Consider the following 19,982-nt stretch of genomic DNA (forward strand, 5'->3'; position numbering starts at 1 on the left):
GTAGCTTAAATTGGCTCTAATACAATATTACAAATATTAAGGGAAATTAATGAACCTCTAATAAAATAAAGCTTAAATTACCTCTAAAAAACAAAACTTTAACCAATAAAAAACATGTGAGTTTAATTAAACCTGCTTCATGATTAATTAATTCAACTTAATTTTAAGTTGTAAAAAAAACAAATAACAAGAAATAGTGCTTCAATTGTGCTCCTTTTTTAATTCAATTCTTTTGCTTTAGAAATAAATTTGTTTCCAGCACTTACAATATTAACCAAGACTTCGTTAGAAGAACATATTACAATAGAAGTTTTTTTGAATTCTAAAAAATTTTCAATCCTCGATTATTAAACTAAATTTTATTTCGGTTTCTAAAAGATCAATCGGAATTCCAATTCCTAGTTTATTCATTAGTTATTTCAAGTTTAGCACTTGCTAAAATATTATTTGAAGCTGCACCTACTAGTATTTCAAACTGACCTGCTTCTATTTTCCAATCTTCAGTATCTGCATCCCAAAACGCGAAATCTCTACCGGTTAATGTAAAATAAATGGTCTGTTTGTCACCAGCAGCTACACTCACCTTTTTAAAGTCTTTTAGTTCTTTTAAAGGACGTTCAACTGAAGATTCTACATCGCGAACATATACCTGAACAATTTCTTTACCATCTACCTCTCCAGTATTTTCTACATCTATTTTTAAGTTGAGTTTCTCTCCTGCTCTTATCGATTCGCTTTCTAACTGTAAGTTGCTGTATTTGTATGTTGTGTATGACAAGCCAAAACCAAAAGCGTAAAGCGGTTCAATGGCTTTATGTTCATACCAACGGTAACCAACAAAAACACCTTCATCATACTTCACATCAATTATTGGGTCTATAATTCTATGGTCTTCATCCCAACCAGTATACAATTCTTTACCTTCTGGTATGTAACCATAACCTGGTGAATCTTCAAATTTCTTTTCAATAGTAATAGGTAATTTTGCGGATGGATTGGTAATACCGGCAACTATTTCAGCAAAACCTTTAAATCCAATTTGACCAGGATACCAACTATAAATTAATCCGGCAATATCATCGTTCCATTCACTCATATTTGTACCGCTCCCAGAACTAACTGATACTACGGTATTTTTATTTAATAGAGCTATACGTTTAATTTTTTCATTAATTTCTTCTGAAAAATCAAATGATTTATCCCATCCTTCAGAATCAAATGTTCCTGTGCTATAAATAACACGACTGAATGTTTTTAAGTCTTCATCTGTTGGGTTTTCAATATAAGATACTCTATCACCATAAATTTCTTTAAGCGCTGTAAATCAGGATTGGATGGAGCATCTGGGATGCAAGTTTTGCAATAACCTCTGTTGAGGGCGTAAATAATACCTTTTTATTAACAGCAAATAAGGCTTTTGTTAAAATTAGATATAAAAAAAAACGGTTTAGTGAACACTGAACCGTTAGTTTAACTGACTTTGCAATTAGTAGCGGGGACTGGACTCGAACCAGCGACCTTCGGGTTATGAGATTGAAGTTGAAGTTGACCTATTTTTCAACCATTTTACTGGGCTCCCGCTTTGTCAATTTTTAAAATCGTATACAAAAACGTATGCAGTTTTAGCTTTTGATTATTAATAATTTTGTTGTTGCAATTTACATAAAATTATTGATGTGAATCATTTTTTAAAATTAAAAAATTAAGTCTTTTACATCGTTTTAGATTTTAATCTTAATTGATAATTAAAATTTAAAAGTAAGACAATACAAGTACTTGAATATTATTATTAAGCAATATCACAGAATGATAAAGTGAAATATAATGTTAGGTCTAGAGTTTATAAAAATTAGAATAAACTAAAAGAACGTTAAGTAGAATCCAAGTTTTCCATATGTTAAGAAAGAATCAGATGAATAACCCCCTAATAACTATGTTCAAACCTTCCAGTTAATTGGTGGCATAATTTAGTTAAGTTAGTAATAAGGCATCCTATTGACAAATGATACAACACCTAAATCGTCATTCAACTGACACAAACAAATTATATCTTTTTTCAAACTTTATATACAAAAATGTTGACATGTTCTTAGATTAATTAGAAGTTTTTTTATACTTCTAACCTCTTTCTCACTTCCACTTTCTTATCGCCTCAATTCATCACTCTCAAAAAGAACTATTCTTATTTGGAGATCAATTCCTTAACCCTAATTATCCTCATTAGTACATTGAAACTTGCAATATTTAATGGGTCTAGGATTATCAAATTTCGCTTAATATTAAATATCAATGTCATTTTGACAACCAATTATTGGACAAAAAACACACCCTCTTTACAAAAATAATGCACTGAACAAAAACTGAACAAGACGTTTACTCCTTTCGTAGAATACTGTATTTCTAGGGCATTTAGATGCTTTTCATAGCACTCAACGAATAAATATATAATGTGACTGTTCAGTTTATATTGAGGATACACTTTATCAAGTTACGTTCTTAATTAGATAATTTTATCCTGTCTAATTATTAAATCCAAATATCAATATGTTTTGATGTCACCTTATTGATGTTAAAACACTAACAACTTAACCAAAATTATGAAAAGACAAAAATTAAAATTGATTAAATTAAATACCTTGCTTCTATTTCTAACTATAGGGATAGGCATGGTACATGCTCAAAGCAAATCCGTCAGAGGTATCGTTACTGATGAAAGCGGACTTCCTTTACCTGGAGTTACCATCCTTATTAAAGGGTCGTCCTCTGGAACAGCTACGGATTTTAACGGAAATTATGAATTAACTACCGATTCTAAGGACGTTCTTGTCTTTAGTTTTATGGGATTCTCTTCCAAAGAAATTACAGTAGGCAACAAGGCAATTATTAATGTAACACTTATAGAAAACCTTTCTAGACTAGATGAGGTTGTTGTAGTTGGTTACGGTAGTCAAAAAAAGAAAGAGGTAACTGGTGCAGTTGCCAAAATTAGTGCTGAAGAGATTATGGAAGCTCCAGTATCTGATGTTCTTGCATCACTACAAGGTAAAGTGGCAGGTGTTAATGTTCAAGCTGCCAGTGGTCGTCCCGGTGACGCATCTAATATTCAAATTCGTGGATTGGTGTCTCTTAATGGGGGTGAACCATTATATGTTGTAGATAATATTCCTCAGGAAGGTAATCCCAATATAGCTCCTGAACAAATAGAATCAATAGATATCCTGAAAGATGGTGCTTCGGCATCTATTTATGGTGTACGAGCAGCAGGTGGTGTAATTTTAATTACTACTAAAAAAGGTAAAGCCGGTAAAATGAAAGTAGATATTAGTACTTATACTGGTATCCAAAACATTACTTCTGGACCAGCGTTGTCAAATACAGCTGGTTATCTTTACAATAGAGAAACTACGGCTGAATCAGCTGGGGGTGAACCAAACACATTTTTCTTGGATGCCAATGCACTAGATTGGGATACAGATTTTATTGAAGAAGTAACAAGTAATAATGCACAAGTTCAAAATGTTTCTGCTAATATTTCTGGTGGGGCTGAAAATCTTACTTTTAACTTTAACACCAATTATTTTAAACAAGATGGTGTAATTAAAGGTTCAGACTTTGATAGATTAACCAATAGAATAACGGGGCAATATACTAAAGGAAAATTCAAGGCTTTTGCATCTATAAGTATGACCCAAGAAAATAGGAACCAAGAACCCTTCAATTTTTATCAGTATGGAGTTGGTCAAGCACCTCACAATAGACCTTTTGATGAAATAGTTTCCCAAGGTAATGCAGTAGTATTGGATGTTGATAATGAAGTGTTTTTTAGTTTCCTATCTAGGCAATTAGACAATGTAGATGAAAGAGAAAACAATAATTATAGTTTGGCTCTTAACCTAGAATATGAAATCGCAGAAGGATTAAAGTACAAATTAAATATGGGGCGTAATCAATTTAACTTTTATAGAAAGTTCTTTCAGCCACAATATTTAGCTATTGATAGAACAGGAAGATTAAATGAGTCTGCGTCTAGACTAAACGCATCTTTACAGGAATTTTACAATTTCGCCACAAGAGAAACCATAGAAAATATCTTGAATTATAAGAAATCATTTGGCAAGCATAACTTAGACCTTTTAGCTGTTATTTCTTATGAAAAATTTAAAAATAAAAATATTTCTGTTGGCGTATTATATGACGATATCGCATCCAATGATGTTCAAGTATTGTCAAATGGGGCGGAAGGAATTAAACCAACAGGTAATGATTTTAAAAATACTATTGCAGGTAAACTAGCAAGGGTTCAGTATAATTATGATGGCAAATATCTGTTCTCTGCAAGTTATAGAAGAGATGGCTCTTCAAGATTTCCAGAGAATAATAGGTATGCTGATTTCTTTGGAGTATCTGCAGGTTGGAATGTAAGTGATGAAAACTGGTTTGATGTTGAAGGTATCAGCTCCTTAAAGCTTAGAGGAAGTATGGCTGAAACAGGGTTTAATAATATTGGAGATTATAGGTTCCAACAGATTATTGAAACAGGAGTTAATTATCCTTTTGGTCCTAATGAAGATATTGTATTCGGTCAAGTTCAAAGACAATACAGTAATCCAGATGTGGCTTGGGAAACTACCATTTCTAAAAATATTGGTGTTGAAATAGGGCTTTTTAATAACAAATTAAATATCACCGCAGACGTATATCAAAATGACAAGGAAGATATGTTGATTAATCAACGCTTAGCACCATCTACTGGTACATGGCAACCATTTGCTGAAGGCTCCTATAATACAATCCCAGTTAATGCAGGAAACATGGTTAACAAAGGGATTGAATTAGGAATAAACTATAGAGATCAGATAGGTGATGATTTTAAATACAGCATATCTGGTGTGTTCTCTAAGAATTCAAATGAAGTTACAGAACTAGATGGTGTTACTAGAGGTTTTGCAAATGGCTTTATAAATGTAAATGTTCCAACTGGAGAAGCAACCACCTTTCTTGAGGTAGGTCGTGAAGCTTATGCTTTTTTCCTATTTCAAAATGATGGGGTAATTAAAACTGCCGAAGAATTGGTAGAATATGAAATGTTAGATAATTCTGCTGGTGTTATAAGTACTCCTCAACTTGGAGATATGCGCTATAAAGACACTAATGGAGATGGTGCTTTAACTGAAGATGATAGGGTGTATTCGGGATCAGGTATTCCAAACTTTGATGTGGGATTAAACTTTAACTTGGACTATAAAAACTGGGATTTAGCATGTCAAATGTTTTATTCTAATGGGGCAAAAATTTATAATGGTGGTAAGAATATTGCTTACACTTTTGGGCGTCATCAAGATCAAGTATTTCAATGGACTCCTCAAAATCCGGATTCTAATATTCCAACATTCAGACAAACATCTGGCCATTCTAATATTAAGCCGTCATCAGACTATTGGTTAGAAGATGGTACGTATCTTAGAGTTAGAACACTTTCTATGGGCTATACAGTTCCAGGGATGAAAAATCTTGGAATTGAGAAGTTAAGAGTATATATAAACTCATTAAACCCGTTTACTTTTACTGAATACAATGGATATGATCCTGAGGTAGGAGGTAATGGTATATCAAATAGAGGGATAGATTTCGGTAATTACCCTGTATCACGCCAATTCATGTTAGGCCTTCAATTAAGTTTCTAACCAAAAAAATATAACTAATGAGAACAATAAATAATAATTTAATAAAGTTAGCTTTACTTTTTGCATTTGTTTTTGCAGGCTGTAATGAAAATGAATTTTTAGATGAGCAAAATCCAAATTTTATCACACCTGAGACGTTTTGGAAGACTGAAGGGCAATTTCAGGCCGCTCTAGGTAGTGTATATGGTGCTTTGCAATACCGCTCCATTAGCGGTGCAGAATTAGTACAGGAATTTGTTTTAGGAGATATTGGTGGTACAGAATCGTGGTACAGACCTTTTGCGTTTAGAAATCTCGCATTTAATAATACTAGCATTCATGTAGTTGATAAGTGGGAAGAATGTTATGTTGGCATTTTTAGAGCAAATCAAGTTATTGTAAATCTAGAAACGGCAGATGAAGATGTGATGGACAATGACACAAGAGCATCTATTGAAGGACAAGCTCGTTTTTTAAGAGCATATTTTTATTGGCAGTTGGCACATTCTTATGGGGGTGCTATGATTCATACGGATATTGCACGTTCAACTGAAGATTTTAACCAACCTCTTTCAAGTATTGAAGAGGTTACAAACACAATAATTTTACCAGATCTAGAATTCGCTGTAAATAATTTACCTGAAACATGGGATGGAAAAGATATTGGGAGAATAACTTGGGGTGCTGCTACAACCATGCTAGGTAAAGTGCACTTATTTGAGGAAAATTGGCCACAAGCTGCTAGTTTATTTAAACAAGTTATTGATTCTGGTATTTACTCGCTTACAAGAGATATCACGGATAACTTTTGGCATGAAAATGAATTTAATGAAGAATCAATTCTTGAGGTTAATTACTCTTTTGATATAAACTCTGGAAACTCCGGGTTCCCTGTAGATGACACGCCATTTAATACAGGTTCTGAATCAACTACATTATCAACAGAGCTTGGTCGTTTAGGTGCTGGTGGTTTTAATACAGTACTCCCTACGTACAATCTTCATGAAATGTTAGTTGATGATGAGGTAGATCCAAACAACCCAATCAATGACGAAAACCTTCAATCTAGAAGGATGTATGGAACCATTGCTCCACAAAACGGAGAAGGCCTGTGGTATCTTGAACCTTATGGCACAATCGGCGGATGGGGTGGCGGCCAAACTGCTTATGTTAAAAAACACTCTAACTGGTATCATTTACCAGCAGAACCTGCACAAGGACGTAGTGGTATTAATTTTAGACAAATTAGATATGCCGATGTACTTTTGATGTACGCAGAGGCCATTATTGAATCGAGTGGAGATTACATGACTGCTATAGAATATGTGGATATGGTAAGAAGCAGAGCTGGAGTTTATACCTTACAACAATACATGGATATGAACGGAGGAACATTTCCTCAATTACATGTGAGTAAACAAGTTGTGCCTAATCAAGTCAATGGAGATCGTCCTTTTGTTGCACCAAGTGCAGAAACTGTAATGACACATATCCGTCGTGTTGAAAGACCTTTAGAGCTTTGTTATGAAGGGCACAGATGGAAAGATTTAGTGCGTTGGGGTATTGTTCAAGAAGTCTTTGATGAGCTTAGAGCTGATGAAATTTGGCGTCAAGATAACTTAGCTGATATTCAAGACCCTACAGAACAACCATTTGTAATAAATGGTCAAGTTAGACCGGATTTTACTGTTGCTCAAAGTATTTATGACCCTGCACAACATGACTATTTCCCTATTCCAAGTACAGAGATACAGTCTAATGAAATTTATAATCAATAAACATGCTTATTATGAAAAAAAATAAATTTATAAAAATTCTCTTCGTTATTAGCTTGATTTTTGTAAGCTGCGGAGATGATTTGTCCGTTGAAACAATGGACACGAACCATAGAATAATAGTAACCTCAGAAATGGATTTTGAAAATAGAGTTTCTGTCAATGGACACATAGACTTTGGTGATATTTCAAGAGGTGTTGTTTCTAGACTATGGACTTTACCTGGAGGTACCGATGTATCTGTTATTGCTGAAAACGGAGAGAGTACCTCAACAGAAGATATAATTAAGGGTGTTTTTTACAAACCTGGAGTTTATGATGTTAAATTAAACCAAACGTTTGGCGGGGATGTTTACCCAAATGATGATAGTACACAACCTATTAATAGTAGAGTATTAGACACCACTATTGTTGTTACTGTGCTTGATTCAATTAAATCTACATTAAGATTGTACCACGTTAAAGATGATGGAACAACTGGAGATGAATTAATATTAGCTGATAATGCAGAAAATGAAGTTACCGCGAGTAAATATGTAAGGTTAACTTTTGATGCCATTGGTGAACCAGACGGTGCACTTTGGACTTCTGATGGTGGTAAACCTAATAGAATCCAAACAACCTTAAATGAAGTAGACATGAAGTTTAACTCTTTAGGTTCCTATGATATAAATTTCATAGCTTCAAGATTCCGCCCAAGAGATGCCGATACTATTTCCTTTGATAAAATCATAAAGGTTATTCCTTCTACTGATCCAGTTGTTTTGGAAGCTGTTAGGGAGAAAGATGGTTTTGTAGCACTTCAATTTAGTAGAGATATTGATGATACCAGTTTAAACGCTTCAAACTTTGCAGTGAGATTAGAAAATGGCGGGAACATTCTTAATCCTTCTGTAGAAAATGTTACATTAGATGATAATGAAAAAAACATTGTTTTACTTGAGTTAACGGGTGAACGTATGTATGATAATGATGTAGCTTTTGTATCCTATTCTCCAGGAATTCTTAAAACTGCCGACCAAGTTAATGCAGATGCATTTACCGATGCTATGTCAACAACCATTGATGCTAACACTAATTTTTACGAATCTACTGGTATCGACTTTGGGTTTGAGTCAACCACTGGTTCAGATTGGCCTTACCAATGGTGGGGAGGTATGTGGGGTGAATATGATATGACCATAAATTCTGATATGCCCCGTACAGATAACAATAGTATGTACATAGAGTATAGACCAAATGGAGGAATGATTATAGCAGGTAATGCCAATTTCCAATTAAATGTTGGTCAAGAATACGAACTAGGTTATTGGATATACGTTGTAGATGGAATTGCCAATGCACCTACTGGAACATCTGCTTCAGACATTAGATTCTATGCTAATAACTGGGCTATGGGAGATTGGGCAACAACTGTTTTCAGTTCTGACATGCCAACTGGTGAATGGATTTACCAAAAGTTTTATTTTAAATCTACTACTGATGCTGAAATAACTTGGTTAATTAGAGGGTTTAACGAACATAACACAGATACCCTCAAGTTCTATATTGATGATATGGTTCTAGCAGAAGTTGAATTAAGACCTTAATTGTAAATTTGAGTTAAAGTTAAGTTTGTAAAAGAGTTTGTCTAGGTCATAGACAAGCTCTTTTTTATAATTTGTCCTTTTTTAAAAAGTATTGCACCTTAAATTATTTCATCAAATACTTGTTAATTAAGAATAACAATGAAAAATTCTAAAGAAAACAAATGAATTTGATTCTATATAAATTCAACTCAAAAAAACTTCAAAATTATTTATAGAAGAGAATCTAAAGTCTGGTGCGCCATCATTATTATTTATAAACAAAAACAAGACTATTAAAACTTTATGAGATTATTATTCTTACTAATCTTCAGCATTCTATGTCTGTCTGCTGTAGATGCACAAATTGTTCAACGTGAAACCGATTTTAACTTCGATTGGAAATTTATTTTAAAAAAAGACACCATAAAACCTAAACTTTTTCCATTAAAAGATACAGATTGGAGAACCGTTAGATTACCTCACGATTGGAGTGTAGAAAATTCATTCGATTCTAATTTAGAAGGCGCAACGGGTTTTCTTCCAGGAGGAGTTGGCATATATCAAAAGCATTTTAAGACGCCATCTATTAAGGCAGAAACAAATACCTATGTGCTTTTTGATGGTGTTTATAATAATGCCACATTTTGGTTAAATGGTAAACTTCTTGGTGAAAATCCGTATGGGTACTCTCCAGTCTATTTTAACTTAACAGAAATCCTTGAAGAAGGCAATACTGATAATATTCTCACCGTGCATGTGGACCATTCTAGATACGCTGATAGCCGCTGGTACACGGGTAGTGGAATTTATAGAAACGTAAAATTAATAACTGTTGATAAATTACATATTCCTATTTGGGGAACCTTTGTTACTACTCCTGAAGTTTCCGAGAAAGAAGCTAAGGTTCATTTAGAATTAAAAGTTAAAAATAATTACAATGATAACAAGTCTTTTACGCTATCAACTTCTATTTTAGATGCATATAACAATAAGGTGGCAGACGTTTCAAAAGATCTACATTTAGAATCAAAAACAGAAAATACATTTAACCATTCTCTAACAGTTGTAAACCCTAAACTTTGGGATATTCAAAACCCTAACATGTATAAAGCAATTACCACCGTTATTGTAAAAGGAAAAGTTATTGATAAGTATGAAACACCATTTGGAATTAGAAGTATAGAGTTTCATAAAGATTTTGGTTTTAAGTTAAACGGAAAAGTAACCGATGTAAAAGGAGTTTGCCTGCATCATGCTGCAGGTTTGGTAGGTTCTGCTGTTCCTAAAGGTGTTTGGAAACGACGTTTTGAAAAGTTAAAGGCCTGTGGAGTAAATGCCATTCGTACTGCTCATAATCCATATTCACAGGAATTTTTAGATTTATGTGACGAAATGGGAATCCTTGTTCAAAATGAGTTTTTTGATGAGTTTGAATATGCTAAAGACAAGCGTTTAAACTTCCACGATAGACATGATGACTATATTACTAGAGGATATGTTGAACACTTTAGAAAATGGAATAAAAGTGACTTAACTCGCACTATGTTAAGAGATAGAAATCATCCAAGTGTTTTTCAATGGAGTATTGGAAATGAAATTGAATGGACTTATCTTCATTACAGATATGTAACGGGTTTTTGGAAAAATCCTGATGACCCACAAGATTCTGGAAATTATTGGAGTAGTGCACCTTTATTTACACCCGATGAGATGAAAAAGCGTTACGATGAAATTGAAAAAACTGAATACAACTTAACAGAAACAGCGACGCAGCTTAGTAAGTGGACCAAAGAATTAGATACAACTAGACCAGTAACAGCCAATTTTGTAGTTGCACAAACGAGCATGGTTAGCGGTTATGCTGATGCTATAGATATTGCAGGCTTTAGTTACAGAAATAAAGATATTCCGTGGGCATTAAAACATTTTCCTAATAAACAAATTACAATTAACGAAAACCCTGGTACATGGGATGATTGGAAACAAGTTTTAGAAAACCCTGGTATTTTTAGTATTTTCATGTGGACTGGAATAGACTACATGGGAGAAAGACATGGAGATTGGCCCAATAAAAGTGGTTGGGGAGACTTACTGGATTTAGCAGGTTTCAAATATCAAGGATGGAACTATTTTAAAAGTATCTGGGTAAATGAACCTCATATTTCAATAGGTACAATGCCAATGAAAAATTCAAGATTTAAGGCTAATGAAATATCTGGTCAACAGCTTCCTGAAAATGCTGATGCCGCTAGTAATTGGCGAGATTCTAATATTCATTGGAATTACAAAGAAGGTGAAATGGTAGTTGTTGAAGTCTGTTCAAACCATACTATTGTAGAACTCTTATTAAATGGAAAATCATTGGGAAGAAAAAGTATGTCTGAATGTCCAGATCGATTATTTCGTTGGATGGTGCCTTTTGAAGCTGGGACATTAACTGCAAAAGCTGGTTTTGATGGACAGGAAGTAATTTCTGAGTTGAAAACTACCTCAAAAGCTACTACAATAAAACTTACAAGTGATAAAAATATTCTAAAGGCCAATAGTTATGACGTTGCTCATATAGAAGTGCAATTACTAGATGAGAATGGTTTGAAAATAAAAACGGAAAATACAGATATAGAGTTTATTGTTGAAGGAGATTGCCGGTGGTTGGGCGTAGATAATGGAGCAAGATCAAATACTCAAGATTTTCAGTCTAAAAAAATCACCACTTCTAAAGGCAGATGTTTGGCAATTTTACAATCTAAATTTAAACCTGGTACTGTAAAGGTTACGGCGAGATCGGAAGGTTATAAAGATAAAACCATTAGTATTGAAATTAAATAGGCTAATTTATTTTAAGAACTATTTAGTTTAAAATTAAACTAATTGAAATATTAAAAACATGAACCACTATTTTTGAATAAGTGGTTCATGTTTCATTAACTTTAAATGGTTGACATAAAGTCAACAAGATTCATTCCTTTATTTAACTTTAGTTTTTTTCTTAATCTATATCTAGATGTATGTACACTCTCTATTGTCATGCTTAATAATGACGCCATCTCTTTACTTGAAAAACCTAGTTTAATCAAAGCACAAAGCTTTAATTCTGTTTGACCCAAATTTGGATATTTATTTCGAATATTTTTATAAAAACTTTGATTTATTGAAGTAAATCTAGCCTCAAACTCTTCCCAATTGCCACCAGGAGAGTTTTGAAAACTCTGAACCATCCTATTGATTGCCTTCAAATCTATTTCATTATTGTGAGAAATGCTCTCTTTAAGTTTAATTATAAATTCTTCTTTTTCTATTAATTGCAAAGAAGAAGCCACAAGCTCTCTATTTTTTAGCTTCATAACTTCATTAGTCTTTTCTTTCTCGAGCTTATGCTTTCTTCTAATGTTTCTTAAAAAAAGAACTCCATACATTAATAAAAAAACAACTACAACCCCCATTAATATATTTTGTAAAAAACCAATTCTTTTTTGACTTTCTAATTTTTCAATTTTCGCCTCTTTAAGAAGTGTTATCTCTTTTTCTTTCTGAAGTCTATATTTATCTTTAATTTCAATTAAATGCTTATTATTCTCGCTTCTTCTCCCAAATATTTTTTCGTTTATCTCCTGTTCCTTCTTTTTAAAATGATAAGCTTCTTTAAAGTCACCTATACTATAATAAATATCTGATAATACTTCATAGTTAAAATGCTTATAGCCCAAATGCCTATTGTACATTTCAGAAAATCTTAAAGATTCTCTATAATGCCTAATGCTCTTATCTGTAATGCCTTCCATTCTATAAACCTCAGCTATTAAGAAATGGATTACTGTTAAATATGAAGGCTCTGTTGTTTGAAAATACACCTTTGCATCATCTAATAATTTATGCGCCCCATCATAATCTCCACCAACTACTGCATTATAATGTGCTTTTTCAGCCTCAACATAGAATGATTTTTCACCAGACCCTATTTTGCTTAATGATATCTGACAACTATCTATATAAACTTTAGTCATTCTCATATTATCATTTATTCGGTAACAGTTAACCATTGCAAAATAATTACTAACTAAATACTCTTGACTTATTTTCTTCTCCTCAAATAATTTTTTCTTTAACTTAAGGGACATATTAAAATAACGCAAAGACTCGTTCTCCCTTCTATAAGAAAGATATAGCCACCCCAATTCCTGATACACTCTGGCTTTAGAAATATCATCATTTGATAAATCAGCTAGTATTAATGCATCCCAGTAGCCATCATAAGATTTCCCATAATCCAACACATTATCATACAATGAGGAAAGATTACATAAAGAATTAATAATGTTTATTGTATCCTTTTCAGCAGAATAAAAATCAACCCCCTTTTTTAGATAATAAATAGCACTATCTAATTTTTTAGTTGTTAACAAGTTCGCCTTATCAATGTATTTATTTGTTCCATAAGGCTTTTGAGCATTTACACAAAAACACATTGTCAACATCATAATTACCAATGATTTACATAAACTTAAACTTTTATTCATTTTATAAAATCTTTTTAGAATACTAATTTATTTAACTGAACATCTTACAATATTGTACTGAACAAGATAGGAGTTATCGTAATTAATTTCAATATAACACTTCATTCGTTACAGCCAGTTAAAATTGAGGGCTTTTTTATAGATGTTCAGTTTTTATTGATTAAAAAACGACGTGATTTTTAAGTTTATGATTGATATTTGTGAATATAATGACGCTCAAATTCACATTATTTCAATGAATATTTTTATTCTTAGTAAAAAAAACAGAACCAAAAACAACTTAAATTTCAAACAATCTAAGGAAACTTAAACACCTAAAAAGTATGAAAAACTGTTAGCTCAAAAACATCTAATATAGTCTTAATCTGTATATGGATAAAACCTGAGAAAATGGTTCAATTAATTTCTTGACGCAAGTTATTGAAGAATAATTAATAAGTATAATTAACACAAAAGCACTTTTGCAATAATTTAAAATAAAACAAAAAAATGATTTTAAAAACTAAATTTCTCATCTATCTATCTCTAATCACATTATTGATTTCATGCAATTCCAATACACGGGTTAGTCCTGCTGATAATGATGAAAAATCAAATTCTATGCAGATAACGCAAAAGCAAATAGACCATTTAGGTATAACTAATATAAATCACCTAAGTGCCGCATCAAAAAGAGCTTTAAAATGGCCAATAAATCTTGGTAATGATTGGTTTATTGAATTTGGGGGCTTACAACCTTTAAAAGGAGATTTAGCCTATGAGGAAGGTGTTGTACGCAGAGATCCTAGTGCAATGATTAAAGAAAATGGCAAATATTATGTTTGGTATTCGAGAAGCACAGGACGTTGTGATGGTTTTGGTGGGGATGTTGAAAATGATAAAGTTTTCCCGTGGGATCGTTGTGACATTTGGTATGCAACCTCGGAAGATGGAGAAACATGGAAAGAAGAAGGTTTGGCCGTTGCACGAGGGCCTAAAGGTTCTTATGATGACAGGTCAGTATTCACTGTTGAAATCATGAAACATAAAGATAAATACTACTTGTGTTATCAAACGGTAAAATCTCCATACACCGTTAGAGTTAAGAATCAAGTTGGTTTAGCTTGGGCCACTTCACCTGACGGACCTTGGACAAAACTAGATAAACCCATTTTAAGTCCAGCCGACAATGGTATTTGGAAAGGAACTAAACAAAACAGATTTATGGTTGAAAAGAAAGGAGATTTTGACAGTCATAAAGTTCATGACCCTTGTATAATTCCTTATAAAGGAAAGTTCTATTTATACTATAAAGGTGAACAAATGGGGGAAAAAATCACCTTTGGAGGACGCCAAATTCGTCATGGTGTTGCAATTGCAGATAACCCAATGGGACCTTATGTAAAATCACCTTCTAACCCTATTAGTAATAGTGGACATGAGATTTGTGTTTGGAAATATAATGACGGAATAGCATCTTTAATTACCACAGATGGCCCTGAAAAAAACACAATTCAATGGTCACCAGACGGTATAAATTTTGAAATTATGTCTGTACTTAAAGGAGTTGAGGCTCATGCCATTGGTTTAAATAGATCAGCTGATAATGAAAAAGACCCTACAGAAATACTACGCTGGGGATTATCTCACGTGTATAATAGTTGGGATTATCAAAGTATTATGAGGTTCACCTCGGAAAGAAAAACTGAACATAGAGCTCCTGGAGAGTAATTTAAAAACTAAATTAATTTTTTTTAAGTGGCGGTACCAACAACACGGATATCGCCACTTAAAAATTACAATATTTGTTGTCACCAATTTGTTAGTCAAATATTGCAAAAGGAAATTTGTAGGCTGAATTTACTCTAATAAATTACCTATGAGTTTTTTGTATTTTCGGCTCTAACACCTTCAAGTAAGAATTTTGAATTTTAGGAAAATTGAATAACCCATTATAAAAGTAATGAGGAACAAATTTATTTATTGCTATACTTTAGCCTATTTGTTGCATTAAATTCAAAGATATATGATACCACAAAAATTCATTATCTAAGTCTATTCATTAGCTGTTTAACTATTATTATAAATCCATCTTAATTAACGATCATAATATCAGTCAAACCAAAAAAAACAAACTGTTAAAAAACTAAACGTCGGTTATTTCTTCTAAATATTATTTCGAACATAAACGCATTTATTTAAACAAACTATATATCTTCCAGTTTCCACGTACGAACCCAATCTATACGCATAGTATTTATGGAATCATCATTTAAGTCTTCTTTATTAGCCAATCCTCCTAAATAACATTCATCAGCAGTCCACAAATCAAAAATAAGTTCTAATTCTAAAGAAAAGTCTTGATTAGTTGTTACTCTTCCTGCGGGCTCACCATCTAAATAAAATTGAACGGTACGTTTATCAATCCACCAACAACCTACAATATGATACTCTTCATTCCAAGTTTTGTCCTTCTTAGGGTTTTCTGGCAACAACCATCTTGTGTCATAATTATCTTCATGCCTTTCTGTAACACCATTTTTCGCAATAAAATACTGAGAATTCATTTGTGTAGGAAACAAGTGAGTTGTCCATGGAAAATTTGCTGTGTTTGTTGATGTATCTATACAAGCTTGTGTTGGCTTAGAATTATTTTCTACAATATCTATTTCATCACGATCATCAATATCTCCATTGTTCATCCAAAATGTATTGAATGCAGAGATATGAGCAGTTTTCATACTGCATTCGGTATACATTGGATAACTTATTTTCTGCTTAGAATGTACCCTAGCAGATTGAAACCAATTTGGGTTACTTCCTAGCGTAGCTTTAATACAAAGTTTACCATCTTCTGTGTAGGAGTTTTGATCCCTCATAAAAACTGGTGTGCCCCCGTAATTCCAATAAGAGTTAAACCATTTTGAAGTGTCAAAAGGACCGTCAAATTCATCCGATAGCTCATCTACTTTTACCCATTTTTTTTCAGCTGGTGTTGTATCATTAATAGAAGTGAAGGATGGAAAATTAGGGTCCATATTTTCAAAATCTTCGGCTGATGGCCCTGGGACCTCAATTATAGTTACATCTACTAATGCAATATCTTCATTCGCATCTTTATCTGCTATTTTATAAGTAAAACTGTCATTACCAAAGAATCCAGCATCTGGTATGTACTCAAAAACTCCATCACTCACTTCTGTAACATTTCCATTTGAAGGTTGACTCACAAGACTATAATTATTTGTATCTCCACCTTTACCCCCTAAATTATCATTGGCCGATACATCAATTTGATTAGCTTCTCCATAGCTACTGTTTTCATTAACAGTTAATAAGTCATCATTTGCAGTAGGTCCTCCAGAATCATCACTAGAACTTGATGAACATGAAACAAGAATACTTATAAGGATGCAAATTAAAAATAAATAATTTTTCATAATGTATATTTTGATTGTTTAAAAAAGTTTTTGTTGCTCAATTGAAAGCGATTTTATATTTCGTATTTTAATATCTTTAAAAAATATTTCGGCAGCTTCGCTTTGCAATTGAATTTTTCCTTTTGTAAGAGGTATTTCTTTACCTTGTTCGTCTATATATCTTGAGTTTTTTAAAATCATGACTACCTCGCCATTTACAACATGTAAACTTTTATCATCAAAGCAGTATAGATCAAGAGTGTTCCATTCATCATCTGGTTTTTCATAATTACCACTTCGTAGGCAGTAATTTCTGTATGGGCTGTTCATACTTAGTGTAATGTAATCTTGTGATTTATGTGCCATAGGATCTAAAATAGACTCTGGTTTGTAAGCACGAATATCTATTGCAGAATTTTTCTGACACCAATAATCTCCCGTATGGCCTTCCATAATCTGAAATTCTTGAGAAAGCATCCATGACCTCCAGTATTCCACACCCATGGGTCCAACAGAGTGATATAGAATACCAGAATCTTTAAGCAAATTCTTTCTATAAGCCCATGTTTTATCACCCCACTTATATTTTAACTGAAAATGGTAGTTTGCGTATTCTTTTTTAGTAATTAAACAACCATAATATTCACCGGTATTCCTAATTATAGTATTCTCACCTTCTTTAAAAGTGGTAAAAACATTATATGAAGAATTGTTTAAACCTATTGGAGTAATCTCCTCCCCTTTTTCGTTTTTTGGTATCGAACCATCATAACCAGGTTGATGTTGGTAGCTGAGATAATTGTCCCAATTAGTCAAATTCATATCTATTAGTTCTTCCCACTCATAAGTGTCGTTAATGACTGGTTTCACTTCATTTTTTACTTGAGAACAAGAAATCAAAAGCAGGAGAATAGGAAAAATATTTATATAACATTTCATAATTATTTATTTAGGTTATTTATAGATTGCCACATTATTCATTATTATTTCATGCAAAAAGTTATGATTAGTGCTTCTTAAAATTTTGATTTGTAATATTACAAAATAACACCCTCAACAAGACTTATAATTGTCAGATTAAATGAATTGTTCAGTTTTTATTCAGGTAAAAATGAATCATGTTTAAGAGTAGTATTTTACTATTTTTACATGTTCAGTTTTTATCTATGACGCTTAAGTTTATAGCTATTATGAATTATTATAGTTTTACTAAAACTATATTTATTATGAAAATTCTTGATAAAAACAAAAATGAAAACAAAATTAAGTCGAACTCCATTTGGAAATACTTTGTAATAGCAATATTTATCCTCGGAAGTACAAGTTTTAGCTTCGCTCAAACAGTGGATTCAACAGTAACGATTGAAAAAAGCAAAACAAAGGCCAAAGTAACTGGCTTGCAATACATCTGTGTGCATGTCCTTAAACTAGAGAAAACTTTAAAGTTATATCGTGAGATTCTTGGTTTTAAATTGTCTGATGCTGAAGTTCTACATGGTCCTGGGCTTGAAGGAATGCTGGTAATGAAAATGAAAGCAAATGACCTAACAATTAGCCTTTCTCTTACTGCGCCCGAATTTTGGAAAACAGTTGGGCCTATAGGAAATACTAACCACAACCACTTCATGTTAAAAGTGGATGACATTGTTCCTATTGGAGACAAGTTGAAAGAAGAAGGATACGAGTTAGAAAATGAGCATTATGCTCGTGATAAATATACATTTTTTGTTGGCCCAAATGGGGAAATTATTGGTCTTTCTGCTTGGGATTAGTTACATTATTCTGGAGTAACAAAAAATGAATAAATCAAAAAATCTAACGTGATGAGATTAAAAAGAGAACTTCTTTCATTAATCATTTTTCTCAGTATTTGGACAAATTTAATAGCCCAATCTATAAATCATGAAAGTGCTTCCTACAAACGTTTTCGTGAAAGCAAGGTACGTTATGAAAAATTTAATGAGTTCAATACTCAATTTAATTTTGTAAAACTGGAAGGATTCGAATTTGAAGACGGGATTGAACGGTACTACCCTTCAAGTATCATAAAAGTAGATGGCACATACTATATGTGGTACTCTAAGCCTCCTTCTTATTCAGAAGTGGTTGGACCAAAAGAGGCAACAGATACAACAAGAGCATTTCATTGGGATCTATGTGAGGTATGGTATGCTACCTCTACAGATGGATATAAATGGGAAGAGAAGGGTATTGCAATACATCGCGGTGAACCAGGCCATTATGATCATCGAAGTGTTTTTAATCCAGATATATTGGTTGCAGATGGCAAATACTACCTGTGCTATCAAGCAGCCAGTAGTATAAAGGATGCTCGTTGGTCAAAATTATTTAAAACATCTGGTGATTTTGTACCAAATGTAATTGGCATGTCTGTGGCTGATTCACCGAACGGCCCATGGACAGCATTTGACAAACCTGTATTGAAACCAGGACCAGGACAGAACTCCTGGGATGGAGAGGTTATACATGAGCCTACTTTTTTTGTTAAAGGTGGTCAGTATTTTTTATATTATAAGAGTCATGGTCGATTGCCTTGGAAACCTAATATCTCTCCAGGTGAATTCAATAAAGAACATGCCGATATGCCTCTAGCAACAGGAGTCGCCATCGCTGACAATCCTGAGGGACCATATATTAAATCAATGTACAACCCTGTGCTAATAGGAGGTCATGGAAGTATGGTTTGGCCATATCGTAACGGAGTATGTGCTACTTTGCCCGAAGGGCCGGAAAGAAATAGCATCCTTTTCTCAGAAGATGGGGTAAATTTTTATCCTGTTATTCAAGGGTTGATGGTTCCAAAGGGTGGTGGAGCTTTTCGTCCGGGAAACTTTATTGATGTTGATGTGCAATTAGGACAAGGTATAACTTGGGGTGTAGGCCACGCATTATACCCTTATTATCATTTCGTCCGATTTGAGTGCAACTTGTCTTTGAAGAATGGTGATAAAATCCGAAAGAATTATGAAATGGTTCAAGATTATATAGATAGTAATGGATATGAATTCGACCCTCGCTTAAATCCTAATAACAAATAATA

Annotated in this window: 11 protein-coding genes; 7 read left to right on the forward strand and 4 right to left on the reverse strand. The window is 33.0% G+C overall.

All coding sequences use genetic code 11. The annotated features are described in order from the left end of the window. Window positions 1-403: 403 nt before the first annotated feature. Window positions 404-1,306, reverse strand: a complete 903-nt coding sequence (locus Q0776_RS01015; protein ID WP_366138725.1) for a fibronectin type III-like domain-contianing protein — start codon at window positions 1,304-1,306, stop codon at window positions 404-406. A 1,291-nt stretch (window positions 1,307-2,597) separates the two neighbouring features. On the opposite strand from Q0776_RS01015, the gene Q0776_RS01020 reads away from it, so the two are divergent. From Q0776_RS01020 to Q0776_RS01035, 4 genes are all read left to right on the forward strand, one after another. Beyond that, on the forward strand, window positions 2,598-5,684 hold the full coding sequence (locus Q0776_RS01020; RefSeq protein WP_298363747.1) for a TonB-dependent receptor: 3,087 nt from the start codon (window positions 2,598-2,600) through the stop codon (window positions 5,682-5,684). Between the two features lie 17 nt (window positions 5,685-5,701). After that, a complete protein-coding gene (locus Q0776_RS01025) occupies window positions 5,702-7,441 on the forward strand; it encodes a RagB/SusD family nutrient uptake outer membrane protein (protein ID WP_298363748.1) in 1,740 nt (579 codons plus the stop codon). An 11-nt stretch (window positions 7,442-7,452) separates the two neighbouring features. Then, the gene (locus Q0776_RS01030; protein ID WP_298363750.1) at window positions 7,453-9,027 is read left to right on the forward strand and encodes a hypothetical protein; all 1,575 of its coding nucleotides are present in this window, start codon (window positions 7,453-7,455) and stop codon (window positions 9,025-9,027) included. 282 nt (window positions 9,028-9,309) lie between these two features. Beyond that, window positions 9,310-11,835, forward strand: coding sequence for a glycoside hydrolase family 2 TIM barrel-domain containing protein (locus Q0776_RS01035; RefSeq protein WP_298363754.1), 2,526 nt, complete (start codon window positions 9,310-9,312; stop codon window positions 11,833-11,835). A gap of 101 nt (window positions 11,836-11,936) precedes the next feature. Here the strand turns inward: Q0776_RS01035 and Q0776_RS01040 are convergent, their stop codons facing one another. Then, window positions 11,937-13,523 carry a hypothetical protein gene (locus Q0776_RS01040; RefSeq protein WP_298363756.1) on the reverse strand — a complete coding sequence of 529 codons (1,587 nt, stop codon included), beginning with the start codon at window positions 13,521-13,523 and terminating at the stop codon, window positions 11,937-11,939. Between the two features lie 600 nt (window positions 13,524-14,123). Here Q0776_RS01040 and Q0776_RS01045 point away from each other — a divergent pair. Further along, window positions 14,124-15,233, forward strand: a complete 1,110-nt coding sequence (locus Q0776_RS01045; protein ID WP_298363757.1) for a family 43 glycosylhydrolase — start codon at window positions 14,124-14,126, stop codon at window positions 15,231-15,233. 476 nt (window positions 15,234-15,709) lie between these two features. Here the strand turns inward: Q0776_RS01045 and Q0776_RS01050 are convergent, their stop codons facing one another. Both Q0776_RS01050 and Q0776_RS01055 read right to left on the reverse strand, forming a co-directional pair. Beyond that, window positions 15,710-16,942 carry an Ig-like domain-containing protein gene (locus Q0776_RS01050; RefSeq protein ID WP_298363759.1) on the reverse strand — a complete coding sequence of 411 codons (1,233 nt, stop codon included), beginning with the start codon at window positions 16,940-16,942 and terminating at the stop codon, window positions 15,710-15,712. An 18-nt stretch (window positions 16,943-16,960) separates the two neighbouring features. Then, window positions 16,961-17,791 (reverse strand): DUF1080 domain-containing protein, encoded by an 831-nt coding sequence (locus tag Q0776_RS01055; RefSeq protein WP_298363760.1) that lies wholly within the window; start codon window positions 17,789-17,791, stop codon window positions 16,961-16,963. Window positions 17,792-18,147: 356 nt separating this feature from the next. On the opposite strand from Q0776_RS01055, the gene Q0776_RS01060 reads away from it, so the two are divergent. Continuing rightward, window positions 18,148-18,693 (forward strand): VOC family protein, encoded by a 546-nt coding sequence (locus Q0776_RS01060; RefSeq protein WP_298363762.1) that lies wholly within the window; start codon window positions 18,148-18,150, stop codon window positions 18,691-18,693. Window positions 18,694-18,744: 51 nt separating this feature from the next. Continuing rightward, a complete protein-coding gene (locus Q0776_RS01065; protein WP_298363763.1) occupies window positions 18,745-19,980 on the forward strand; it encodes a family 43 glycosylhydrolase in 1,236 nt (411 codons plus the stop codon). Window positions 19,981-19,982 lie beyond the last annotated feature (2 nt).

It is taken from the genome of uncultured Lutibacter sp. (assembly GCF_947495725.1).
In the GTDB taxonomy this organism is placed as follows: Bacteria; Bacteroidota; Bacteroidia; order Flavobacteriales; family Flavobacteriaceae; genus Lutibacter.